Annotated in this window: 24 protein-coding genes; 9 read left to right on the forward strand and 15 right to left on the reverse strand. The window is 64.8% G+C overall.

Annotation, left to right across the window (positions count from 1 at the left end; translation table 11 throughout):
- Positions 1-70 precede the first annotated feature (70 nt).
- The gene (locus LJ362_RS16640; RefSeq protein ID WP_264801874.1) at positions 71-478 is read right to left on the reverse strand and encodes an acyl-CoA thioesterase; all 408 of its coding nucleotides are present in this window, start codon (positions 476-478) and stop codon (positions 71-73) included.
- A 99-nt stretch (positions 479-577) separates the two neighbouring features.
- Entirely contained in the window at positions 578-1,078 is a 501-nt protein-coding gene (locus tag LJ362_RS16645; RefSeq protein ID WP_264800119.1) for an SRPBCC family protein, read from the reverse strand.
- 343 nt (positions 1,079-1,421) lie between these two features.
- Between LJ362_RS16645 and LJ362_RS16650 the strand changes: the two genes are divergently transcribed.
- Positions 1,422-1,544: a hypothetical protein gene (locus LJ362_RS16650; protein ID WP_264800120.1), complete on the forward strand. Its 123-nt coding sequence runs from the start codon at positions 1,422-1,424 to the stop codon at positions 1,542-1,544.
- Positions 1,545-1,546: 2 nt separating this feature from the next.
- On the opposite strand, the gene LJ362_RS16655 is transcribed toward LJ362_RS16650, so the two are convergent.
- From LJ362_RS16655 to LJ362_RS16690, 8 genes are all read right to left on the reverse strand, one after another.
- Entirely contained in the window at positions 1,547-2,377 is an 831-nt protein-coding gene (locus LJ362_RS16655) for a uroporphyrinogen-III synthase (protein WP_264800121.1), read from the reverse strand.
- A gap of 2 nt (positions 2,378-2,379) precedes the next feature.
- Positions 2,380-3,306, reverse strand: a complete 927-nt coding sequence (locus LJ362_RS16660) for a LysR family transcriptional regulator (protein WP_264800122.1) — start codon at positions 3,304-3,306, stop codon at positions 2,380-2,382.
- A gap of 39 nt (positions 3,307-3,345) precedes the next feature.
- Positions 3,346-4,020, reverse strand: coding sequence for a hypothetical protein (locus LJ362_RS16665; RefSeq protein WP_264800123.1), 675 nt, complete (start codon positions 4,018-4,020; stop codon positions 3,346-3,348).
- Positions 4,017-5,354, reverse strand: coding sequence for a replicative DNA helicase (dnaB, locus tag LJ362_RS16670; RefSeq protein ID WP_039211746.1), 1,338 nt, complete (start codon positions 5,352-5,354; stop codon positions 4,017-4,019). Before dnaB ends, LJ362_RS16665 begins: the two co-directional genes overlap by 4 nt.
- A gap of 139 nt (positions 5,355-5,493) precedes the next feature.
- Positions 5,494-6,876, reverse strand: a complete 1,383-nt coding sequence (locus LJ362_RS16675) for an FtsX-like permease family protein (RefSeq protein ID WP_264800124.1) — start codon at positions 6,874-6,876, stop codon at positions 5,494-5,496.
- 11 nt (positions 6,877-6,887) lie between these two features.
- The gene (locus tag LJ362_RS16680) at positions 6,888-8,306 is read right to left on the reverse strand and encodes an FtsX-like permease family protein (protein ID WP_264800125.1); all 1,419 of its coding nucleotides are present in this window, start codon (positions 8,304-8,306) and stop codon (positions 6,888-6,890) included.
- Positions 8,306-9,061 carry an ABC transporter ATP-binding protein gene (locus tag LJ362_RS16685; RefSeq protein WP_264800126.1) on the reverse strand — a complete coding sequence of 252 codons (756 nt, stop codon included), beginning with the start codon at positions 9,059-9,061 and terminating at the stop codon, positions 8,306-8,308. Before LJ362_RS16685 ends, LJ362_RS16680 begins: the two co-directional genes overlap by 1 nt.
- Before the next feature lie 158 nt (positions 9,062-9,219).
- Positions 9,220-10,536 carry a DUF445 domain-containing protein gene (locus LJ362_RS16690; protein ID WP_264800127.1) on the reverse strand — a complete coding sequence of 439 codons (1,317 nt, stop codon included), beginning with the start codon at positions 10,534-10,536 and terminating at the stop codon, positions 9,220-9,222.
- 464 nt (positions 10,537-11,000) lie between these two features.
- Here LJ362_RS16690 and LJ362_RS16695 point away from each other — a divergent pair, with 464 nt between their 5' ends.
- The 8 genes from LJ362_RS16695 (at position 11,001) to LJ362_RS16730 (ending at position 18,390) form a co-directional block, all read left to right on the forward strand.
- Complete coding sequence (locus LJ362_RS16695; RefSeq protein WP_264800128.1) at positions 11,001-11,213, forward strand: hypothetical protein; 213 nt, start codon at positions 11,001-11,003, stop codon at positions 11,211-11,213.
- 76 nt (positions 11,214-11,289) lie between these two features.
- Positions 11,290-12,132, forward strand: a complete 843-nt coding sequence (locus LJ362_RS16700) for a class I SAM-dependent methyltransferase (protein WP_264800129.1) — start codon at positions 11,290-11,292, stop codon at positions 12,130-12,132.
- A gap of 265 nt (positions 12,133-12,397) precedes the next feature.
- The gene (gene argE / locus LJ362_RS16705; protein WP_264800130.1) at positions 12,398-13,573 is read left to right on the forward strand and encodes an acetylornithine deacetylase; all 1,176 of its coding nucleotides are present in this window, start codon (positions 12,398-12,400) and stop codon (positions 13,571-13,573) included.
- Positions 13,574-13,704: 131 nt separating this feature from the next.
- Entirely contained in the window at positions 13,705-13,923 is a 219-nt protein-coding gene (locus tag LJ362_RS16710; protein WP_264800131.1) for a DUF2945 domain-containing protein, read from the forward strand.
- Positions 13,923-14,537 carry a DUF488 family protein gene (locus LJ362_RS16715; RefSeq protein ID WP_264800132.1) on the forward strand — a complete coding sequence of 205 codons (615 nt, stop codon included), beginning with the start codon at positions 13,923-13,925 and terminating at the stop codon, positions 14,535-14,537. Before LJ362_RS16710 ends, LJ362_RS16715 begins: the two co-directional genes overlap by 1 nt.
- Before the next feature lie 176 nt (positions 14,538-14,713).
- Entirely contained in the window at positions 14,714-15,661 is a 948-nt protein-coding gene (gene efeU / locus LJ362_RS16720; protein WP_264800133.1) for an iron uptake transporter permease EfeU, read from the forward strand.
- 67 nt (positions 15,662-15,728) lie between these two features.
- On the forward strand, positions 15,729-17,042 hold the full coding sequence (gene efeO, locus LJ362_RS16725) for an iron uptake system protein EfeO (RefSeq protein ID WP_264800134.1): 1,314 nt from the start codon (positions 15,729-15,731) through the stop codon (positions 17,040-17,042).
- A gap of 13 nt (positions 17,043-17,055) precedes the next feature.
- Entirely contained in the window at positions 17,056-18,390 is a 1,335-nt protein-coding gene (locus LJ362_RS16730; RefSeq protein WP_264800135.1) for a Dyp-type peroxidase, read from the forward strand.
- Positions 18,391-18,604: 214 nt separating this feature from the next.
- On the opposite strand, the gene rplI is transcribed toward LJ362_RS16730, so the two are convergent.
- From rplI to LJ362_RS16755, 5 genes are all read right to left on the reverse strand, one after another.
- Positions 18,605-19,063, reverse strand: coding sequence for a 50S ribosomal protein L9 (gene rplI / locus LJ362_RS16735; protein WP_062860402.1), 459 nt, complete (start codon positions 19,061-19,063; stop codon positions 18,605-18,607).
- Between the two features lie 16 nt (positions 19,064-19,079).
- The gene (gene rpsR, locus LJ362_RS16740; protein WP_025779604.1) at positions 19,080-19,319 is read right to left on the reverse strand and encodes a 30S ribosomal protein S18; all 240 of its coding nucleotides are present in this window, start codon (positions 19,317-19,319) and stop codon (positions 19,080-19,082) included.
- A 47-nt stretch (positions 19,320-19,366) separates the two neighbouring features.
- The gene (locus LJ362_RS16745) at positions 19,367-19,987 is read right to left on the reverse strand and encodes a single-stranded DNA-binding protein (RefSeq protein ID WP_264800136.1); all 621 of its coding nucleotides are present in this window, start codon (positions 19,985-19,987) and stop codon (positions 19,367-19,369) included.
- A gap of 34 nt (positions 19,988-20,021) precedes the next feature.
- The gene (rpsF, locus tag LJ362_RS16750; protein WP_025779601.1) at positions 20,022-20,312 is read right to left on the reverse strand and encodes a 30S ribosomal protein S6; all 291 of its coding nucleotides are present in this window, start codon (positions 20,310-20,312) and stop codon (positions 20,022-20,024) included.
- Between the two features lie 109 nt (positions 20,313-20,421).
- Positions 20,422-21,795, reverse strand: coding sequence for a hypothetical protein (locus tag LJ362_RS16755; RefSeq protein WP_264800137.1), 1,374 nt, complete (start codon positions 21,793-21,795; stop codon positions 20,422-20,424).
- Positions 21,796-21,817 lie beyond the last annotated feature (22 nt).

The raw sequence follows: 21,817 nt of genomic DNA on the forward strand, positions 1-21,817 counted from the left end.
TCGGCACCGAGGCGGTCCAGGAGGCGGTCCAGGAGGCGACACCTGCGACCGCGTCGGACCGCGGTCTCTCCTACGAGAGCTTCCCGTGTGGTTCGGGCATTCGGTCTCGGTCATAGGTGATCGTCGTGTACCCGTGGGGAATCGGAGTGCCGTCCTCGTCGACACCGACGAATACGATCTTGTCGATGCTGAGGATGGATCTGCGAGTGATCATATTGCGCACCCGGGCCCTCATCGTCAGTGAGGTGCGTCCGAAATGCGTGGCGAGGAGCCCCATCTCGATAAGATCGCCCTCCCTCGCCGAAGCCTGGAAGTCGATCTCGGAGATCAGCTTCGTCACAACTCGATGGTTGCCGAGCTGGATGATCGCGTAGATCGCGGCCTCCTCGTCGATCCACCTCAGTAGGCTGCCGCCGAAAAGGGAGCCGTTGGCGTTGAGGTCCTCAGGTCGCACCCATTTGCGGGTATAGAAGTTCATCCCCTCCACATCGTGGCGGGCGGAGCTCTCTGTGGGCTGTGCCGTCGCTGTCATGCGATCAGAGTAGCGAGGAGTTGTTTCGCCCTCGTTTCGTCCGTGTCACCGCTTTTCGACGTCATCCTTCATGGCGGTGAGGGTTTGCCGGATGTTCAATCGCTGGAAGTCCGCGAAGCTCCGGCCCCGTGTGACGATGTGGTCGAAGACCCAGGCCAGCCAGTCGGGCCAAGCGCGGCGATCGTCCGTCCACGACTCTGTCACTCGAGTTGCCTCGCCGAGGTCTTCGAACTCGTATGTCCAGCTCGCGTTCGGTCCTTCGATGCTGGGAGCTCGGGGCCCGATCCGGCGCACGGTGAAGGCGAACCGTTTGCCGGGCACAGATTCGGTGACGACGCATTCGGTCACCCACGTCGCCGGCCCGCGACGGTTCGTGCCTTCGAAGACATCGCCTGTCTGCAGCGGACCTGCAGTCGCGCGCGTGCTGGCTCCGGTGTTCTCCGGGCTCCATCGGGCCATCTGGGTCGGATCGGCGATCTGCTCCCAGAGCCCGGCGGCGTCGGCTTTGATCACCATACTGTCGCTGACCTGCATCGTTCGCGTCATCGTCGTCCCTTCTCGATGTGGTAATGCACGCACCTGAAACCGGCCGTGCACATGGCCCCATTCAAACACGGGTCCTGAATTAGCCTGGGCACATAGCCGACTCTGCGACGAACGACGAGATCATCGCCTTCCGCCTCCGAGCTCATCACCTCGGTGAGCGACTCAGCCACAACTCACTTCTTGACGCCGCGGAAGCCTGCGGCATCCAGAACAGCCCACCGGGATCCGCTCTGACCGCACTCCATGCGCGGGGCGCCGACCTCATCCGACGACAGCGAAGGCGACCGGACCAGATCCGAACTGCTGCGCCGTTGACTGCACTGCTATCAACCGTCGACTGAGCATGACGATCGCAACCTTCGGCACCGTCTCGACGTCGGTGAAGAGCGCAGTGACCGCTGAGGCAGAGGCGATCGGCGCACTGCGCGAGTCAGACGCCGTCGACATCGAATTCGCGTCAGTCTGAGATCATTCGGCGAGTTCGCTGATCAGCACGCGAGCAAGGGCTCCGAGTCGGAATCGCTCGGGAATCACGGTTCTGATGCCCTGTTCATGCAGCGGTGCTGCGGTGACGTCGCCGACTGCTGCCGCCACCACCGATTCGTTGAACGCCTCGATCACGGCCGACAGCAGTCCCTGCTCCTCGGCCGCGGTGAGAAATGCTGCCGTCCCGGGTGCTGAGGTGAAGGCCACGGCATCGCACCTGCGCTCCGCGACGAGTCGGACCGCGTCGATCACGGCGGCCGGATCGGGCGCCGGACCCCAGCGGTAGATGACGAGGGAGCGGACATCGGCGCCAGCTGCGGCGAAGGCCTCATCAAGTCCGTCGGCGCCGGCACCGTGATGCTGTACGGCGATGCGCTGACCGTCCACGCCTTCGCCGAGGAGGACCTGCTGGATCTCTGCGCTCGTCTCGGATTCGGCGACCCAGTGAGCCCTCAGTCCGGCCGCTTGAATCGCTCCGCGTGCCTTGGGACCGCGGGCGTGTATCCGTGCTCCGGCGAGCATCGAGTGCCATTCTTCACGAAGACCCGCGGCTTCAGCCGCGTCGCCCCAACCGGTGAATCCGACGCCGGTCGTGACCACGACGATGTCCGGCCTGTCCTCGATGAGATCGCGGGTGCGCGCCACGAGTTCGGGGTCGTCGATATGCGGGATGACGGACAGGGTCGGGGCGTGCACGATCTTGGCGCCGTGACGCTCGAGGGCAGAGGCGAGCTGCTCTGCGCGCCGCTGAGCTGTGAGCACGATGCGACGTCCGGCCAGCTCGTCGCCGATGTCAGTTTGGGGCTGGTTCATGCTCATATCCTGGTCGGGCCGACTCGCCGGGGCAACTTCCGGCCTTCGAGAGCAGCCTGGTGGGCGAGCATCTCATCCTTGAGCCCCTGGACGACGGCGGCGATCGCCGGTCGCCGCATCGAATCGGGTCTGAGCACCATCCAGTAGGGCAGTCGCTCGGCCACCGAATCGGGGAAGAGTCGCACGAGGTCGGGGTGACGGTCGGCCATAAAACACGGGAGGAAACCGATTCCGGCACCCGCACGCGTCGCTTCGACGTGAACGAAGACGTTCGTCGAGGTCAGTGCATCCTTCATCTCGGGAAACAGCCGCCTCGGCGCATCGAGGTCGTCGACCTGGAGCATGGAATCGACGAAATAGACGAGCCGGTGGTCGCTGACTTCCTCCACCGAGGCGGGGGTGCCGTTGACCGCCAGATATTCGGCAGAGGCGTAGAGGCCGAGTTCGTAGTCACCGAGCCTCATGGCCTCCGCCCGGTGGACTCGTGGTTCGCCGACGACGACCTCGATGTCGAGACCGGACCGCTGCTGCAGGGCCTGTCTGGTGACGGTGACGATCTCGACACTCAGCCCGGGATGCCGACGTCGCAGCTTCGCGACCGCCGGGGAGGCGACATAGGCGCTGAACCCATCCGTCGCGGTCATCCGCACTACTCCGGACACCGTCTCCGGGCCCTGGCCGGGACTCTCGAGTTCGGCGACCGCAGTCTCCATCTGCTCGGCCACCGCGACGGCTCGCTCTCCGAGTTCAGTCAGTTCCCATCCATCATCCGAGCGAGCCACCACGCGTCCGCCCAAGGACTTCTCCAAGGCGGCGATGCGGCGGGAGACCGTCGAGTGGGTGAGCCCGAGGTTGTGTGCCGCCGTCGTGAATTTGGCGGTGCGGGAGACGGCCAGCAGCACGAGCAGATCGTTGGGAGTGGTGTCCATGCCTGCCATAGTGGCACACCGGCAGCAAGCGCGGCCTCGTCAGCGCACGTGGTCCTGCGACGACGAACGCGTCCATCGCAGCAGGACGACGATGAGGCAGATGAGAAATACGATCCCCGAGGTGATTAAACCGGTGACGAGGACACCGATGTCGGCAGGTATGTCGACGTCTTCGGCCGGTTCGGTCGGCGCATTCCCGTCCGGGTCGATGAGGACGGAGATCGTGTCGCCTTCGTCGAAGTCGTCGAATCCGTCCGTACCGCGGTAGACCATCGGTTCGGCGACCGGACTGCCGTCAGTGCGTTCGAGAGAGTAGGTGTGCGTGTAGACCTTCCGAGCGTGCCTGCCGTTCGAATTGTGTTGGGTCGTCACGTCGACCTCGTGGTCGACAACGACCACTTCGGTGAGCTCGCCCGCGTCGGACAATGCCACATCCTCGGCGAGCATCACCGTGCCGATGAGCGCAATGGCGACGAACGGACCGGTGTACCAATACGCCCAACGAGTGCCCATGATCGCCCGCATGGTCAACGTGATGCCGAGGAAGAAGACGCACCCGAGGATGATGGTCACCAGCAGCACGGACGGGAACAGGTATCCAACAGTGAAGACCAGGCCGATGCCGATGAGGAAGACGACACCGGTGATGACGATGCTCAGCGGGTTCCGGCTGCCCTGGTTCCAGCGGCTGAGGCGCGCACTGCCGCTCGTCACTGCGGCATGTTGACGAATCGGGACTTCGCGCCCTGGAACGCCACGGGGATGTCCATCGTGGGACCGGCACGGTGCTTGGCGACGATGATGTCGGCCTCACCGGCGCGTTCGTGTTCCTTGTCGTACATGTCCTCACGGTGGATGAGGAGGACCATATCCGCGTCCTGCTCGATCGACCCGGACTCACGCAGATCGGAGATCATCGGCCGCTTGTCCGTGCGCTGCTCGCTGCCGCGGTTGAGCTGAGACAGTGCGATGACCGGCACCTCGAGCTCCTTGGCCAGCAGCTTGAGCGAACGGGAGAACTCCGAGACCTCCTGCTGCCTGGATTCGACGCGTTTGCCCGAGGACATCAGCTGCAGGTAGTCGACGCAGACCATCTGCAGATTGTGCTGCTGTTTGAGCCGTCGGCACTTCGCGCGGATCTCGGTCAGCGCCATGTTCGGCGAATCGTCGACGAACAGCGGCGCATTGTTGATCCGGGCCTCGGTCGCGGCCAGGGTCGTCCAGTCGTGGGGACTGAGTTCGCCGCGACGCAGGTTCTGCAGCGGAATCTCGGATTCTGCCGAGAGCAGACGCATGACGAGTTCGTTCTTGCCCATCTCGAGCGAGAAGAACACAGCGGCAGCATCGTTGTGGATCGCGGCCGAGCGGATGAAGTCGAGCGCCAGTGTCGACTTGCCGACACCGGGACGGGCGGCGATGACGATCATCGTGCCCGGGTGCAGACCGTTGGTGAGGTTGTCGAACTCGGTGAAGCCGGTGGGCACACCGGCGGTCTGCCCATCGGTGTTGCCGTTGCGTTCGATCTCCTGGGCCACCTCGCCGAGGATGTCGGAGAGGATGACATAATCCTCGGTCGTATGGCGTTCGGTGACCTTGTAGATCTCCGCCTGAGCGGAGTTCACGACGTCATCGGTATCGCCTTCGGCGTCGTAGCCCATCTGCACGATGCGGGTGCCGGCCTCGACGAGGCGGCGCAGCACGGCCTGTTCGCTGACGATCGCGGCATAGTAGCCGGCGTTGGCGGCTGTCGGGACGGAGGAGATGAGGGTGTGCAGGTAGGCGGCACCGCCGACGCGGGCGAGGTCACCGGTCTTCGTCAGGTAGTTCGCCACCGTCACCGAATCCGCGGGCTCACCGCGGGAGTAGAGGTCGAGGACCGCCTCGTAGATGGTTTCGTGAGCGGGCTTGTAGAAGTCGTCGCCCTTCATCGTCTCGACGCAGTCGGCGATGGCGTCCTTCGACAGAAGCATCGCACCGAGCACGCTCTGCTCGGCCTCGACGTCCTGCGGAGGGGTCCTCAGACCGTCATAGCCCTGGTCGTTGCTCACTCGTTTTCCTCTTCCTCACAGCCTCGGATCGCCCACCCTCATGTGGTGCGCTCCAACTGTACCCGGAGACCCATCGACGGTCCCATCGACCCGACACCCGCCATCGTAGGATGCGGCACTGACACAGGGGCCCGCCGACTCAGTCCCGAGCCCGCCCGGCCGTGGCCACCGAGCGCAGGATCGGCTTCGTCAGCTGCAGTCCGCCGCGGATGATTCCGATGCCGATGACCACGGTGAGCAGGATCGTGAGGAACGTGACCGGTTTGAACACGAGCGCGGCTCCTGCCAGAGGCAGGACGAGCAGCAGGCCGAACCCTCCGGCCAGCAGGGACACCCAGATCGCCGGGGCCATGACGGCCCGCACCAGCGCTCGATGCAGCAGCCGGGGGTCGGCGCCGGCGGCATAGAGGTCGGAGAAGGTGTCGGCTCGGTCATAGATGTCGGCGACCTGGTTGATCACTGCGGAGACGGCGATGAGCACGATCGCGATGCCCATGACGAGCAGCACCCCGGTGAACAGGTCATGGAAGAGATTGATCTCGGAGGTGCTCACCGACTGCGGATCGCCGCCTGCGGCATCGAGACCGAGCTGCATGAGCGCCACCCCCGATCCGCAGACGGCCGCAGTGAATGATGCCATCGCCAGTCCGGATACGCGTCGCCAGAACCGTTTGGGTTCGTCGGAGACCAAGCGGGCTGCGATGAGGCGCTCCGGGGTGGCGGCCCGCCGGCCGGACAGGTGAGCGAACCAGCGCACGAGGAGTCCGCCGATGAGGTCGACGACGACGAGCCCGAGGGCGAAGAATCCGACCATCGCGGCCAGGATGACCCCCATGCCCAGCCCACCGGCTTGCGTGAGCGCATACACGACCGGCAGCAGGCAGATCATGAGCACCGTGACGATGACCTTGGCCACGGGGAACTTCCGCTCCAGGCTCTTCGTCCGCACCCCCAGCGGGGAGACCGCGACCTTGCGCAGACCCAGCAGCGCCGACCCCGCGCAGACCAGAACGAGGAAGACGACCACGACGAGGATGAGCCAAGCGGGCATGAGCATGTTCTGATACCCGATCGGCTCACCCATGAAGTGGATGAAGCTGACCGGCAGCGCCAACCCGAGGTACCCGAGGACTCCGAGGATGATGCCGACCAGTGCCGGAACCAGCGGTTCGGCCACGGCGAGCGCGGTGATCTGGGAGTGTCGGGCACCGAGCAGCGACATCGTCGAGAGTCGTTCGTCCTGCCGGCGTGCCGACAGCGTCGCTGACGCTGACGCCAGGGTGGAGGCGGGGATGACCAGCAGAGCCGTGGCCAGTGCAGCCAGGGTCTTGTACATGATGTCGAAACCCTCGTCCGCGGGATCGGAGCTCGGTGGGATCTGGAAGAACATCCAGGCCCCGGCCGCCACGGTGAGGAACAGCGTGGCACACGCGAAGAACGCGGCGGTCACGAGCACGGAACTCGCCGAGGTCAGCGATCTTCGTCCGAGAACGAGGGGAACGGCTGTCAACGACGTGGACATCGGGTCTCCTCTCAGGCCATGGTCGCTTCGGCGGTGGCCCGGTTCTCGGGGGCCGCCTCGGCGAGGGTGCGGTTGTCGGGGTCGATCTCGGTGACCCGGCGGACGAGCGGGCGGGTGACCTGCAGTCCCAGCCACACCATCGCAACCCCGGCCACGAGGACGGCGGCGACGGTTCCGATGGTGAACGGATCGCCGAGGTCGCTCACCGAAGCCATCAGCCAGGCGAGGATTCCGCCGAGGAACAGGGAGACGACGGTGACCACCAGGATCGGCGACATCACGGCGTTGACGGTCACCCGGTGCATCATCTGCTGGGTCATTCCGGCGGCGTGGAGTTCACGGTAGGTCGTGGCCCGGTCGAGGATGTCAGCGGCCTGGTTGATCGTGGCCGAGACGATGACGAGGACGAAGGCGATGACCAGGGTGAGGATGAGCCCCGTGAAGATATCGTCGCCGAGGTGGACGTACGGTCCCATGACCGCGCGGTCCTCGGCGGAGAAGTCCTCCTGACCGCTGCGCATCATGGCCGTTCCCGCCCCGCCGACGACGGCAATGAACGTGATCATCGCCAGCCCGGCGACCCGGCGCCAGTACTGTCCGGGAGCGTCGGCGATCATCCCGGCCGCCATCACCGAGGCGGGACCGCGGGCGATTCTCCCGGCGATGCCGGCGTGGACGCGGATGCACAGGACGCCGATGACGCTGATGAGTAGGAGGGTGATGCCGATTGTGGCGATGCTGTACATGATCGTCACCGCCATCGGCAGTTCCATCTGGGTGGAGATATAGGTCGCGATGGCCACGACGAGGATGAGCAGGATGGCCGTGATGACGCGGGCCAGGGGGAATCTCCGGGGCAGCGACCGGGTGCGCACGCCCAGCGGGGAGATCGTGATCTTGCGCAGGCCGATGAGCGAGGCGATCAGACAGACGGCCAGGAGGCCGGCGACGACCGCGGCGAGCAGCCAGACCGGCATGAGCAGTGCCTGGTAGCCCAGGGGTTCGCCGACGAACGTGATGAAGCTCAGCGGCCAGGCGACCAGCAGGTAGCCGCCGATTCCGGCGAGGATGCCCAGCGAGGCGGGGATGAAGGGTTCGGCGACGGCGATGAGGCGGATCGTGCTGCGTTGTGCCCCGAGCAGGGACAGGGTCGAGAGTCGTTCGTCCTGTCGGCGGGCGCTCAATTTCGCCGAAGCGACCCCGAGGCTGGTCGCGGGCACGACGAGGAAGACCGTGGCGAGGACGGCGAGGAGCTGGTAGAGCTCGGCCACCTCGGCGTATCCGGAGACCTCGGGACGATCGGTGAACGCCCAGGCGCCGGCTGCCACGGTGAGGAAGATCGTCGAGCAGGAGAAGAAGGCGATCCCGACGAGGCGCGACGTCGTCGAAGTCAGGGACTGTTTGGACAGAAGGATGGGAAGGATATTCATCACTGGGCGGCTTCCTGCATTGCCGAATCGGCGACGATGCGACCGTCGGCGAGTCGGACGACACGGGAGCAGCGGGCGGCGACGTTCTCATCGTGGGTGACGACGACGAGAGTGGAGCTGCGGCCGACCGTGGAGCCCAGCAGCTCGGTGAGAACCTCGTTCGAGGTGCGCGAGTCGAGGGCGCCGGTCGGTTCGTCGGCGAAGGTGACGACGGGCTGGGTGACCTGGGCGCGGGCGATCGCCACTCTCTGCGCCTGGCCTCCCGAGAGCTGTCCGATCCGCTTGTGTCCGTGCTCGCTCAGACCAAGACGGTCGAGCCAGGCCCTAGCGTGCTGGGTGGCGTCCGAGCGGTTCATCCCTGCGAGCATGGCGGCGAGCGCGACGTTGTCGACGGCGGTGAGTTCGGGCAGTAGCAGTCCCTGTTGGAAGACGAAGCCGAAGACCTCGCGGCGCAGAGCGGTGCGGCCGGATTCCTTGAGGGAGGTGATCTCGGCGGCGGCGCTGCGGTCGGTCGGCGAGAGTCGGATGCGGCCGCTGTCGGGACTGATGATGCCGGCTAGGCAGTGCAGGAGGGTGGTCTTACCGGAGCCGGACGGTCCCATGATGGCCAGGGATTCGCCTAGGCCGATCGTGAGATCGACTCCTGCGAGAGCGTAGGTCTGGTTGAAGTGCTTCGTGACGTTGCCGGCGGTGATGATGGCGGGGTGCTGAAGGACGGGCTGCTGCGCTGCGACAGGATGCTGTGAAGAAGTCATGACTCCATGCTTTCTCGCAGTCTGTGCTCCGGCCATGAAGTCAGCCCACTGGACGGGAGAGGAAAACCCAACTTCTGTTGCGGGAAAGCCGAGGTTCGGGAGTGGTCTTGATAGTCTCCGTCCCAGAGGACCGGGCCACCTCGGTGCGCTTCAGCGCCTCACCCCGGCAGGAGCACGATGACGGTGTGGATCACGAGGCCGACCAGCGCGCCGATAACGGTGCCGTTGATGCGGATGTACTGGAGGTCACGGCCGACGTAGAGCTCGATGCGCTCGGCGGCTTCCTTCGCATCCCAGCGTTCGATGGTGTCGGAGATGACGCTGGCGATCTCGGGGCCGAAGCTCTCGGCCAGATCACCGGCGGTGGTGGCGATCCGGTCATCGATGCGGCGGGAGAAGTCCGAGTCCGCCTGCAGCCGTTCGGCGAATTCGCCGATGAGCTGCCAGATGCGGGCGCGGACTTCGCCGCCTTCGTCGATGATGGCCTCGCGCAGCAGCTGTTTGAGCGAATCCCAGATCTCGAGGACGGAGTCGACGACTCCGTCCTGACTGAGCAGGTCGTTGAAGATCTCTTCGGCGCGCTGGGACAGGGATGAGTCGGATTCGATGTCGTCGGAGAGATCGACGAGCCACGCGTCCAGCGCCTGTCGAGCCTTGTGGTATTCGTTGTCGCGGACGTCGGCGACCCAGCCGAGCACTTCGCGCTGCAGCCGGTTGGCCAGCTGTTCGTTGACGAAATCGGGGACCCAGGACGGTGCCCGGTTGTGGACGATCTCGTCGATGACCTGCGGGTTGTCGCCCAGCCAGCTGTAGGCCTCCGCGACGATGAGGTCGACGAGTCTGTGGTGAGCACCGTCGAGCACGATCTGGCGCAGCAGCTGCGCGAGCACCGGAGTCTTCCGGGTGGCCACGAGCCGCGGAATGATCACGTTCCTGGTCAGCGCCTTGATGGAGTCGTCATCGATGCGCGCGAGCACATATTCGAGGCCACCTGCGGCACGGTCGACGACGATATCTCGGTTGGCGGGCTTGGCCAGCCACTTCCCGGCTCGATGGGAGATCTCGGCGGATCGGATCTTCGTCGACACCGCCTCGGCGTGGAGGAAGTTCGCGGCGACGAAGGCCGACAGACTCGCGCCGAGGGTGTCCTTCTTGCGCGGAATGATCGCAGTGTGCGGAATCGGCAGCCCGAGAGGGTGGCGGAAGAGTGCGGTGACGGCGAACCAGTCGGCGATCGCGCCGATCATCGCGGCCTCCGAGGCACGGGAGACGAACCCCCAGACGCCGGTGTTGTCGGTGAAGAGGTGGGTGGAGAGGAAGATGAGCGTGGCAAGGATGAGCAGCGAGAGCGCGAGCGTGCGCATCTTCTTCAGCCCGCGAGCGCGCTCTTGATCCTCCGGCGTGAGCTCGGCCGGCCCGCCGTTTCCGCTGCCCGCGCCGAAGCGCGGTACGGATGGTGTCTTCTCGATCGACATCGTTACCCCCTGCTCCACGACTTTAGCGAAACCCTGCGGCTCCGCACGCATCCGCGGGCGAGTTCGCACCTGGGAATTCCGCTGATAGCCCCGCCGTCCCTCACCGTTGCTCTCACTTCTCCGGACTGCGCCCTATCCACCTTGTCCCTCTCATAACTCACCGGTGCGCCGGGTGGAGATGCCACTACTCATGAGGTATGAGCCTTTCGACCACGTACTTGGGCTAGACTTCGACCATGGTTCGCCCTCTGAGCGCCCGCGAATCCAGCGTCGCACTGAGCATGACCCGCTCGGCGACGACGTCTCCCGACGAAGCAGATTATGCCGACTTCACTCCTGAGCAACGGCAGAGTTGGAATCCACCCGAGCCCATTTCAAACGAACAGCGACAGATATGGGAGAGCCGCCTCGACGATGTGATTGTCACCGGCCAATGCGACTGTGGAACCTGTCCAAGCATCGAATTGCGCCCACGGAGTCGCCTCGACGATGAGCACCGCGAAGATCAGGGCGACGACGGGAACTGGTCGGAACGCATCGTCCTCACAGCGGGTACACCTGGGGCGATGCTGCTGCTGTTCATCGACGACGACTCGCCCTGCTACCTCGAGCTGGCACCGATCGATGACGATCAGAGTTTCACGGAGTTCCCCGAATCTGAGTCGATCTCGTTCTGATCCGTTCCGGTGCGGATGGAAGTCCATCCCCTCGCCGAGGCGGCCCTGCCCGAACGTGGAACGTTAGGCTTCGTGGATGGAGTACTTCGAGAATCGTGAACGTGCAGAATCCTTCGGCGAGGTCGCCCAGGAGTACGATGCCTTTCGGCCGAAGTACCCTGCCGCGCTCATCTCAGCGATCATGCAAGCGGTCGAGACCATCACCGAGCCAGGCACGCGCGCCCCGCGCATCCTCGACGTCGGTTCCGGCACCGGCATACTCGCGTCCCAGCTCCGGTCAGCAGGCGCCGAGATCCTCGCTGTCGAACCGGATGACGAGATGGCTGCGGTCGCTCGGTCCAAAGGCCTCGATGTGGACGTCTCGACGTTCGAGGACTGGGATGCACAAGGACGAGACTTCGATCTCGTCAGCTTCGGACAGTCCTTCCACTGGGTCGATCCTCTGGTTGCACTGCCGAAGGTTCGCACCATGCTCCGCCGGGGAGGAAGTCTGGCTCTGGCCTGGAATGACATCAGACCGCAGGGCGAGCTGAAGACCCGACTCAATGCCGTTGTCGCACGCTTCCATGCCGACGGCAGGACCGCGAGTCTCGGTTCGAGGGCGAGCCGGGGCATCGAAGCGAACCAAGAGGCGACGGCGGGCAGCGGTACGACTGAGTCCGTGCCGGCAGTCGAACCCGTCGAGCACCCGGCTCTCACGAAGCTGCGCGACGCCGGTTTCACCCCGAATGAGACCACTTTCGTCGAAGACCTCCATTATCCGAGGCACGAGTGGCTGTCGATGGTCTTCACCTACTCGGCTCAGCTGACGATGGACCCGGTGAAGAGAGCGGTCATGCGCGAAGAGATGTCCGCCGAAATCCCCGACGACGGGCTCGATGCGCGGAATGAGGCCCTTCTCGTCCTCGCTGGGGCCTGAATATGGGACGCTCATGGGTTCAAAAGCTGCGCGCTCAATGCTGAGCAGTGCCCACTTACTGGGCCGGTCCCACGCGCCGCCGGCCCGACACGTAGAGTGAGAAGAGTCTGGTCACCGCTGTCCTGCCCGGGGCCGCGCCCTCGCTGACACCGCCACCACCCGGTGGAGACGTGCACTCATCCCTTTGGGACCACCGCGGCCCCGGCCGCAGACGCAGCGGTCTGACCGAACCGATACCACCCGCATCCGAAAGTCAGGAGCAGTCGTGCCAGCGACACCCGCCGAGGCCACCATCACCGAGATCACGAATCTCATCACCTTCGACACGACGAGCCGGGACACGAACCTCCCACTCATCGACCACGTCGAAGCCCGCCTTCAGGCCGCCGGCATCGAGTCACGCCGGATCCCGAACCCGGAGGGCACGAAGGCGAACCTGCTCGCGACCATCCCCGCGGCCGACGGCTCGACGACCGGCGGCGTCGTCCTGTCGGGGCATACCGATGTCGTCCCCGTCGACGGTCAGGACTGGTCGTCGGATCCGTTCACTCCCGAGATCCGCGACGGAAAGTACTTCGCCCGCGGCAGCGCCGACATGAAGTCCTTCATCGGCGTCATCCTCTCCCGCCTCGAAGCGCTCAAGTCCGCGAAGCTCCGCGAACCCATCCACCTCGCTTTCTCCTATGACGAGGAGATCGGCTGCGTGGGCGCCATCTCCCTCGTCGAGGCCATCACCGAGGAAGGTCTGGCACCCCGCGGCTGCATCGTCGGCGAACCCTCGAGCATGCGCGTCATCCGCGGCCACAAATCGATGAACGTCTTCCGCGTCGACTTCCACGGCGTCGCCGCCCACTCCTCACTCACCCCCGAAGGCGTCAACGCCATCGCCTATGCCGCAGAATTCGTCGCCTTCGTCCACGCCGTGGCCGCAGAATTCCGCACCGAGGGACCCTTCGACGAGGCCTATGTCGTGCCCTTCACCTCGGTCACGGCGAACACGTTCAACGGCGGCATCGCCGTGAACACGATCCCCGCCGAGGCGACCGTGAAGTTCGAGTTCCGCTCGCTCGGTTCGGTCGACCGAGAAGCCCTCATCGCCCGATTCCGCGCCGAAGCCGAACGCCTCGGTCGCGCCATGGCCGCCGAGAACAAGGCCGCCGGAGTCGAGTTCACGATCGAAGCCGAAGCTCCCGGCTGCGAGACCCCGGCCGATGCCGACATCGTCTCACTCGCGGCGAACTGGGGCGGAATCGCCACCGATGACAAGGTCACCTACGGCACCGAGGCGGGCCTGTTCTCCGCAGCCGGCATCCCGACCGTCGTCTGCGGTCCCGGTGACATCGCCCAGGCTCACGCCCCGGACGAGTTCATCGAACTCGACCAGATCGCCGCCTGCGAGTCCTTCATCGACGCCCTCATCGCCGATCACTCCGAGAGCTGAGGACACACCGGAACAAGCGGCAGACCCAGTCGCAAGGCACAAGCGGCTGGGCTGGTCACACGGTCGGCGAGGACCGTGCAGACCAGTCGTAGACTGCGGAGAGGATCATTCACCCCAGTCAAGGAGGAAGCATGGCAACCGAATTCTCGGTCGGCGACCACGTGGCCTGGAACTCCGAGGCCGGGCAGGTCTCCGGTCGCATTGCGAAGGTCCACACCGCCGACTTCGACTACCAGGGCCACCGTCGCCGCGCCTCGGCGGAGGAACCGCAGTACGAGATCCAGAGCGACAAGACCGATCACATCGCCGCCCACAAAGGCAGCGCTCTGCACCGCATTGACGACGATTGATGTCACGGACCACCGCGAAGTCAGGGTCCGCAGCGGCAAGCACTGTGGACCAGCCGCGCTTGCTGACCGTCGGGCACTCGAATCGTTCACTGAACGAGTTCACCGAACTGCTCACGCACACCGGCACCGAGGTGGTCGTCGACGTCCGCAAGCTGCCAGGTTCGAATAAGAACCCCTGGTTCAACGCGGACACCCTCGCCACCGACCTCACCGAGGAGGGCATCGAACTGCGCCGACTCGAGGGCCTGACCGGCCGAAGACCGGTCAGCCGCACGGTGCCCTTCGAGACGAATGCCTGGTGGCATAATCGCAGCTTCCACAACTACGCCGACCACTGCCTGTCCGAGGAATTCCACACCGACCTCGACACCCTCATCGAATGGTCGATGACCCGACGCTTGGCGATCATGTGCTCCGAAGCCGTGTGGTGGCGCTGCCACCGTCGGATCATCGCCGATCAGCTGCTTGCTCGGGAGTTCCCGGTCTCGCACATCCTCGGGGCGGGTCATGTCGATGAGGCCGAGCTCAGCGAGGGTGCCCGCCTTCGCGACGATGGCGAACTCATTTACCCCGCCGAGGCTGACACGGCCGAGGCTGACCCCGCCGACGCCTGACCCCGAAGCCGGCAATCACCCCTGCTGCCCCCGGAAGTCACGCCGGCACCCACGTCCGCAGCACCCCGAATCCGGATGTACACTGAATTAGCCAACATTAGGTTAGGCTAAATTCGTTCATCCATTTTCGAGACGGTCCGAACACCCGCCTCGACGAACTGACGAGAGTGAGTCAGATGTTCGTCGCGAACCTCCTCATCGCCTTGCGCGAGGGACTCGAGGCCACCTTGGTCATCGGCATCCTCGTGGGGTATCTGGTCAAGACCGACCGCCGGGACGTGCTTCCCAAACTCTGGCTGGGCGTCGGCCTGGCCGCGCTCATCCCCTTCGGCATCGGTGCGCTGCTCACCTGGGGGCCCAAGACCCTGACCTACCAGGCGCAGGAGATCATCGGCGGAGCGCTCTCCATCATCACCGTCGCCCTGGTGACCGGAATGATCTTCTGGATGGGCAAGCATTCCCGCGCGCTCAAGGGCGAACTCGAAAACTCGATGGCCGCCTCCTTGGGCAGACGATCATCGGGGTGGGGAATCGTCGGTCTCGCCGTGCTCGCCGTCGGGCGCGAAGGCGCTGAATCCGCGCTGTTCATCTGGGCCACCGTCCGCTCCTCGGTCGAGAACAACGTCGTCGCCACCACCGCCGGCGTCGTCACCGGGCTGCTGCTCTCGCTCGTCCTCGGCTGGCTCATCTACCGAGGATCGCGGAAGATCAACATGAAGGCATTCTTCTCCGTCACCGGGTACTTCCTCATCCTCGTCGCCGCCGGAATCTTCTCCTACGGCATCAGCGATCTGCAGGAAGCCGGAGTCCTGCCCGGCATCATGAACCATGCCTGGGACCTCAGCCACCTGCTGCCCGATCCCGCCTCGCCGATCTACTGGCTCTACGTCCTCGGACAGGCGATCTTCCAGGTCAACGTCCAGCCCACGGTGCTCCAGACCTTCGGCTGGATCGTCTACATCGTCCCCGTGGCGATCATCTTCTTCCGCCAGGTGCACGGGAAGAAGCCTGCAGCGAAGCCGAACGGGAGCTCCTCACGAGCACAAGGACACGCCCCCGCCGAGGCGGCCCCCACCTCGGCGTCGGCCGACCCGACATCATCGGCCCCCACATTCCACACCTGAATCGCGCGCATCCGCCGCGCTCATCGCACTACCACCGTCAACGACCGATCCATCCCACGAGGACATCATGAAACGCCATTCCGCGCTCATCGCTCTGCCCACTGCCACTCTGCTCGCTGTCTCGCTTGCTGCCTGCACCGACAATCCGGCGAACAAGAAGGACGATGCGGCGGCAGCCGGCGACGCCGTCACGGTGACGATCACCGATGACACCTGCGAGGTCAGCCCAGCCACTCTGCCCTCGGGCAAGGTGAGCTTCTCCGTGACGAACAAGGGCACGAAACCGAACGAGTTCGAGATCCTCGCCGAGAACCAGCTTCAGATCGAGTCCGAGAAGGAGAATATCGGCCCGGGCACGACGACCACGGTGACCACGTCGCTCGATGAAGGCACGTACTACACGGCGTGCAAGCCGAACATGGTCGGCGACTTCGTCGGCTTGGCGGAGTTCGTGGTGACGAAGGGCGAAGAGGTCTCCATCGACAGCGACACCCGGGCCGCCGAGGACAAGGGGATCACGAACTACACCGGCTACGTCAAGGACCAGGTCGGACAGCTCGTCGATGCGACGAAGGACTTCACCGACGCTTACACCTCGGGAGACACGGAGAAGGCGAAGGCCCTCTACCCATTGGCGCGTCAGCATTATGAACGCATCGAACCGACGGCCGAGTCCTTCGGCATCAAAGAAGCCGGTGACCTCGACGGATCGCTCGACGCTCGGGTCCAGGACCTCTCGGTCGATGCGGGGAAGAAACCCGACGACCCCGAGGTGCTCGCCGACTGGACCGGTTGGCACCGGATCGAGGCCGACCTGTTCACAGATGAGGACGAAGGCTACAAATTCGACTCCGAGGCGGACCGGAAGAAGGTCGCAGACAAGCTCAACGAGGATACGAAGACCCTTTACGACCTCGTCTACGGCAAGGTCGAGGGTGCCGGCGGAACGTTTGAACTGAAGCTCTCGGACGTCGCCACGGGTGCCTCCGCGCTGCTCGAAGAGGTTGCGCTGTCGAAGATCGGCGGCGAGGAAGAGACCTTCTCGCACACCGACCTCTATGACTTCCACGCGAACGTCGAAGGCGCCGAGGTCGCCTACGGCAATGTCGAGGAGCTCGTCGAAGCCCAAGATCCCGAACTCGCGAAGAAGATCACAAGGAACCTCGACGGTGTGAAGACGGTGCTCGAGAAGTACCAGAACGGCAGGGACGACGAGGGCAATATCCTCTACGAGGACTACTCGAAGGTCGCCGCCGTGCAGAAGGATGCCGGCGAAGCTCCGAAGGACACCGACTATACGCGGGCTCAGCAGGAGCTCTCGGATGCCGTCAACGCACTGAGTGAGCCGCTGTCCCAGGTCAGCGGCACCGTTCTGCGCTGAATGGGGGTCTTCGATGAGCACTGACGAGCACAGCTCTTCCGCCGACGGCACTGTCCGCGGGATTCCGCGGCGGCGACTCTTCGCCCTCGGTGGTGCCGCCGGGGCGCTCGGCATCGCCGGTGTCGGCGGTGGTGCGGTCGGCTATGCGGTGCGCGGGGCGGAGGAGAGAAAGCAGTCCGCCGTCCATCTCAGCTATCCGTTCCGAGCCGAGAAGCAGCAGGGCATCCTCACTCCCGCTCAGGACAATATGTATACGGCGGCCTTCGATGTCACGACTGCGGACCGTCAGGCGCTCATCGGCCTCCTCGAGGATTGGACGGTCGCGGCCGAGCAGATGAGTGCCGGCGACCTTGTCGGGGGTGCTCCGGACGCGAATGCCGAACTTCCGCCGAAGGACTCCGGTGAGGTGTGGGGCTATCCGGCCAGCGGACTGACGATCACCTTCGGCTTCGGTGCCACCCTGTTCGTCGACGAGGCAGGCAAGGACCGTTTCGGTCTGCAGAGCAAGATGCCGCAGGTGCTCAAAGACGGAGTGCCGAAGTTCGCGAACGAAGCCATCCATACTTCCGAAAGCAACGGGGATCTGCTTGTCCAAGCCTGCGCCAATGATCCGCAGGTCGCCGTCCACGCGATCCGCAACCTCACCCGCATCGCTTTCGGCACTGCGAAGCTCAAGTGGGGGCAGATCGGCTACGGCCGCACCTCCTCGACGTCGACTAAGCAGGAGACGCCGCGCAACCTGTTCGGGTTCAAGGACGGGACGAACAACATCAAGAGCGAGGACGCCGACGGCGAGCTCGACAAGCACCTGTGGGTGCAGTCCGGCGATGATCCGGCCTCCGATGGCTGGCTGGCCGGAGGAACGTATTTCATGGCTCGCAAGATCCACATGTATTTGGAGATCTGGGACAGAGTCTCCTTGGCCGAACAGGAGGACATCATTGGCCGCGACAAGCGCTTCGGCGCCCCGCAGTCCGTGGCCGAACCTGCCGCGGACGAAGAGTTCACCCCCATCGACTTCGCAGCGAAGAACGCCGAGGGGGCTCCGGCGATCGATGCTCGGTCGCATGTCGCCATCGTCGCTCCTGAACACCACGAGGGGGCGAAGATGCTGCGCCGGGGATACAACTTCACCGATGGCAATGACTCGCTCGGCCGCCTCGACGCGGGGCTGTTCTTCATCGCCTTCGTACGGGACCCGCGGACGAACTTCTATCCGATTCTCAAGGCCATGGCACAGAAGGATCTGCTCACCGAGTACCTGCAGCATCAAGCCTCGGCACTGTTCGCCATACCGCCCGGCATCGGCACCGGGGACACGATGATCGGCCAGAAGCTCTTCACCTGACCCACCCCGCAGCTGCCGCGCCGCTTCACTCGGCAGCACACGCGCCCTTTCACCCCGTCAGTACCGCCGCAGCACCCGTCTCCCCACCCTATGAATAGCGCCGAGGCGGCACCTGGACTCAGGTGCCGCCTCGGCGGTGGTGTGGTGGGGCCGTTCAGACCCTCCCACGTCCGGATCATCCGGACTGAGACGTCCGTCCGGACAAGGCCGTCGATCAGGCCTTGCCGATGACCTCGAACTTGATCTTCGCGGTGATCTCGTCGCCGACGCGCACAACAGCGTTGTAGCTGCCGGGGGTCTTGACGTGACCGGTCAGGGCGACCTGACGGCGATCGAACTCGCGTCCGGTCGCGGTCTGCAGGGCCTCGGCCACGAGGGCAGGGGTGACAGCGCCGAAGAGGCGACCGTTCTTACCGGCCTTCATGTCGATGCGAGCCGTCGTCGACTCGAGTTCGCCCTTGACCTTGATGGCTTCGTCGTGATCGGCGATCTGCTTGGCCTGGCGGGCCTTACGCAGAGCCTCGATGTGCTTCTCAGCGCCGGCGGACCAGGCCGAAGCCCAGCCACGAGGCAGAAGCAGGTTGCGTGCGTATCCGGCACGAACCTCGACGACGTCGCCGGCGGCACCGAGGCCGTCGACTTCCTGGTTCAGAATCACTTTGCGGTTAGGCATTATTCTTTCCCTCCGATCAGCGAGCTGAGCTCGAGTAGGGCAGAAGTGCCATCTCGCGGGCGTTCTTGACGGCCTTTGCGATGACGCGCTGTTCCTGCACGGTCACACCGGTGACGCGACGTGCACGGATCTTGCCGCGGTCGGAAATGAACTTACGGAGCGTAGCGGTGTCCTTGTAGTGGATGTTCGCCGCTTCGCCCTTCTTGAGCGGATTAGCCTTCTTCTTGATAGGCTTCCGGATCTCTGGCTTTGCCATGAGTATCTCCTGTTAACGAATGTCTCGAAATGTCGTGAAGACGTGGATCAGAACGGGGGTTCATCGGCGCCGGGGTTGCCCCAGCCGCCGTTGCCGCTCTGCGGGTTCGATGATGCCCACGGGTCATTGGCGGGTGCGTTGCCGCCGCCCTGGCTGTAACCGCCCTGGCGCTGTCCACCCTGCTGAGGGTTGTTGCCCCAACCGGAGGACTGCTGGTTGCCGAAGCCGCCCTGCTGGCCGCCTCCGCCCTGGTTGCCTCCGCCGAAGTTGCCGCCGCCACCGCCGAAGTTTCCTCCGCCGCTGGGGTTGTTCTTCGAGACCTGTGCGGTGGCGCGTCGCAGGCTGGGGCCGACTTCGTCGACGTCCAGCTCCATGACCGTGCGCTTCTCGCCTTCCTTGGTCTCGAAGGACCGGGACTTCAGTCGGCCCTGAACGATGACCCGAGTACCGCGCTGCAGAGATTCGGCGACGTTCTCTCCCATTTCACGCCACACCGAGCAGCGGAGGAAGAGAGTCTCTCCGTCCTTGAACTCGTTGGCCTGACGGTCGAAGATACGCGGCGTCGAGGCCACGGTGAAGTTTGCGACTGCCGCACCGTTCGGTGTGAAGCGCAGTTCGGGATCGCTGGTGAGGTTCCCGACGACCGTGATGACTGTTTCGCCTGCCATTGAATCTCCTAGAAGCGAGGTAGCTTAAGATGCCTTACTTGGCGTCCGGGCGGAGGATCTTCGTACGCAGAACGGACTCGTTGAGTCCGAGCTGACGATCGAGTTCCTTGGTCGTTGCAGGCTCGGCGTGGAAATCAACCACGACGTAGTAGCCTTCGGACTTCTTCTGGATCTCGTACGCGAAGCGACGACGTCCCCAGATATCCACGTTGTCGACGGTGCCGTTCTCAGCCGGGACAACCTTGATCAGGTTGTTCACGGTGTCAGCCAGCGTCCGCTCTTCGAGGTCGTTATCAAGAATGAGCATGAGCTCGTACTTACGCATATGTCACCCACCTCCTCTGGTCTTTACGGCCATGGTCGGTCCATGGCAGGAGGGTATATGCACGTCCGCCCCCGGTCTCATGATCGTCACGAAATGGGAACAGACCTCACTAGTCTAATCGACCGGTGCGCTGGCTGTCATGTCCGGATTCGTGCTCTTCCTTACGTCCAGCAGCCCGATCTTCCCGGCCGTCGCCAGGATCGTCGATATCCTCTCGCCGAGGCGGCGCCGACGCAGCCGTGCGACCGCGGATACCGCGCCGGTAGAGGTTCTCACCGGCCATGATCACGACGAGGACGAGAGCGAGCAGCCTCAGCAGGGTGAACAGGGCGACGAAGGTGGAGTCGAGTCCCTCATCGACTTCGAATCCCGACACATCACCGAGTTGGACGGCGACGGCGAAGACCGCCTCGGCGAGGGTCCAGACGATGAGCACCCACCAGCGGCGGACGGACAGGGCGATGAAGGGCAGCAGCCACAGGCTGTCCCAGGGCATGAGTCCCGGCGCCAGCAGCAGGCAGCCGCCGATGAGCAGGCATGCGGCTACGGCCGGGTCGACACCCGTGCGGCGGACCATGTAGAGGGAGACGGTGACGGCGAGGACCACTCCGGCGCTGACGATGATCCACAGCGGGGCCCAGACGGACACGTCGCCGAGTTCGGCCATGAGCAGAATCGACGCGAAGGATCCGCCGTCGACGGCATCGGAGTACCAGTGGATGATCCGGTCGATCGCGCTGAGATCGACGACGAGCAGCACCGCCGAGGTGAGAGTGGCCGCTGCGAGCATCATCCGCGGATTGCGCGGCCCCAGTCCGCGAGCCGGGTTCGGCCCGGCCACGGTCAGGGCGAGGAGCACGAGGAGGGCGAGTGGGTTGATGAACGTCGCAATGCCCAGCAGCACACCGGCCAACCACCCGCGCGGGCGCAGCGGTGGGGTTCCGAAGAAGATGACCATCGCCCACACCGCCAGGGCGAGGGCGATCGGGTCGAGAGTGGAGCCGAGGGTGAAGAGGATAAGCGGGGAGGCGAAGACCGCGACCAGCCACCCCCGGAAGCGGGCAAGGACGAGGAGTCCCGCGCCGAGTGCCGCGATCCCTGCGGTGTTGAGCAGGAGCACGACGACCATGAAGAGGGAGACGTCGTTGGTGAACAGGTGGAACAGGTCGACCAGGCGAGCTTCCAGCGGGGCCAGGGCCGCCGCTCCGCCGTGTGCGCGCCCAAGTACCTCGGGGTTGGTGCCACCGAGGAAAGCTGTGGACAGCGGCCCTGCGCACATCCTCGCCGAGGCGGCCGGCTGTTCGTATCCCGAGCTCAGACACGGACCCTGCAGAGCCAGAGCGAGGAAGGTGGTGACGCCGAGGACCGCAGCCAGCGCAGAGGCCTGCGCGCTGCGGAACCGGCGACCGGCAGCACCGAGGTGAATGCCGACCGGACCGCCGAGCAGGGGCTCGGCGATCCGGGTGCTGGACTTCGAGGGCATGACTCGAGGTTACCGGTCAGCC

This window comes from Brevibacterium sp. JSBI002, from assembly GCF_026013965.1.
In the GTDB taxonomy this organism is placed as follows: domain Bacteria; phylum Actinomycetota; class Actinomycetes; order Actinomycetales; family Brevibacteriaceae; genus Brevibacterium.

Bases quoted from the DNA above. Each gene is read 5' to 3' on its own strand.
- LJ362_RS16755 (WP_264800137.1), bottom strand. From the start codon at position 21,795: ATGCCCTCGAAGTCCAGCACCCGGATCGCCGAGCCCCTGCTCGGCGGT.
- LJ362_RS16710 (WP_264800131.1), top strand. From the start codon at position 13,705: ATGGCAACCGAATTCTCGGTCGGCGACCACGTGGCCTGGAACTCCGAG.
- rplI (WP_062860402.1), bottom strand. From the start codon at position 19,063: ATGCCTAACCGCAAAGTGATTCTGAACCAGGAAGTCGACGGCCTCGGT.
- LJ362_RS16700 (WP_264800129.1), top strand. From the start codon at position 11,290: ATGGAGTACTTCGAGAATCGTGAACGTGCAGAATCCTTCGGCGAGGTC.
- LJ362_RS16685 (WP_264800126.1), bottom strand. From the start codon at position 9,061: ATGACTTCTTCACAGCATCCTGTCGCAGCGCAGCAGCCCGTCCTTCAG.
- LJ362_RS16745 (WP_264800136.1), bottom strand. From the start codon at position 19,987: ATGGCAGGCGAAACAGTCATCACGGTCGTCGGGAACCTCACCAGCGAT.
- LJ362_RS16645 (WP_264800119.1), bottom strand. From the start codon at position 1,078: ATGACGCGAACGATGCAGGTCAGCGACAGTATGGTGATCAAAGCCGAC.
- LJ362_RS16690 (WP_264800127.1), bottom strand. From the start codon at position 10,536: ATGTCGATCGAGAAGACACCATCCGTACCGCGCTTCGGCGCGGGCAGC.
- LJ362_RS16640 (WP_264801874.1), bottom strand. From the start codon at position 478: ATGAACTTCTATACCCGCAAATGGGTGCGACCTGAGGACCTCAACGCC.
- LJ362_RS16730 (WP_264800135.1), top strand. From the start codon at position 17,056: ATGAGCACTGACGAGCACAGCTCTTCCGCCGACGGCACTGTCCGCGGG.
- LJ362_RS16655 (WP_264800121.1), bottom strand. From the start codon at position 2,377: ATGAACCAGCCCCAAACTGACATCGGCGACGAGCTGGCCGGACGTCGC.
- LJ362_RS16715 (WP_264800132.1), top strand. From the start codon at position 13,923: ATGTCACGGACCACCGCGAAGTCAGGGTCCGCAGCGGCAAGCACTGTG.
- LJ362_RS16675 (WP_264800124.1), bottom strand. From the start codon at position 6,876: ATGTCCACGTCGTTGACAGCCGTTCCCCTCGTTCTCGGACGAAGATCG.
- LJ362_RS16650 (WP_264800120.1), top strand. From the start codon at position 1,422: ATGACGATCGCAACCTTCGGCACCGTCTCGACGTCGGTGAAGAGCGCA.
- rpsR (WP_025779604.1), bottom strand. From the start codon at position 19,319: ATGGCAAAGCCAGAGATCCGGAAGCCTATCAAGAAGAAGGCTAATCCG.
- LJ362_RS16660 (WP_264800122.1), bottom strand. From the start codon at position 3,306: ATGGACACCACTCCCAACGATCTGCTCGTGCTGCTGGCCGTCTCCCGC.
- efeU (WP_264800133.1), top strand. From the start codon at position 14,714: ATGTTCGTCGCGAACCTCCTCATCGCCTTGCGCGAGGGACTCGAGGCC.
- efeO (WP_264800134.1), top strand. From the start codon at position 15,729: ATGAAACGCCATTCCGCGCTCATCGCTCTGCCCACTGCCACTCTGCTC.
- LJ362_RS16680 (WP_264800125.1), bottom strand. From the start codon at position 8,306: ATGAATATCCTTCCCATCCTTCTGTCCAAACAGTCCCTGACTTCGACG.
- rpsF (WP_025779601.1), bottom strand. From the start codon at position 20,312: ATGCGTAAGTACGAGCTCATGCTCATTCTTGATAACGACCTCGAAGAG.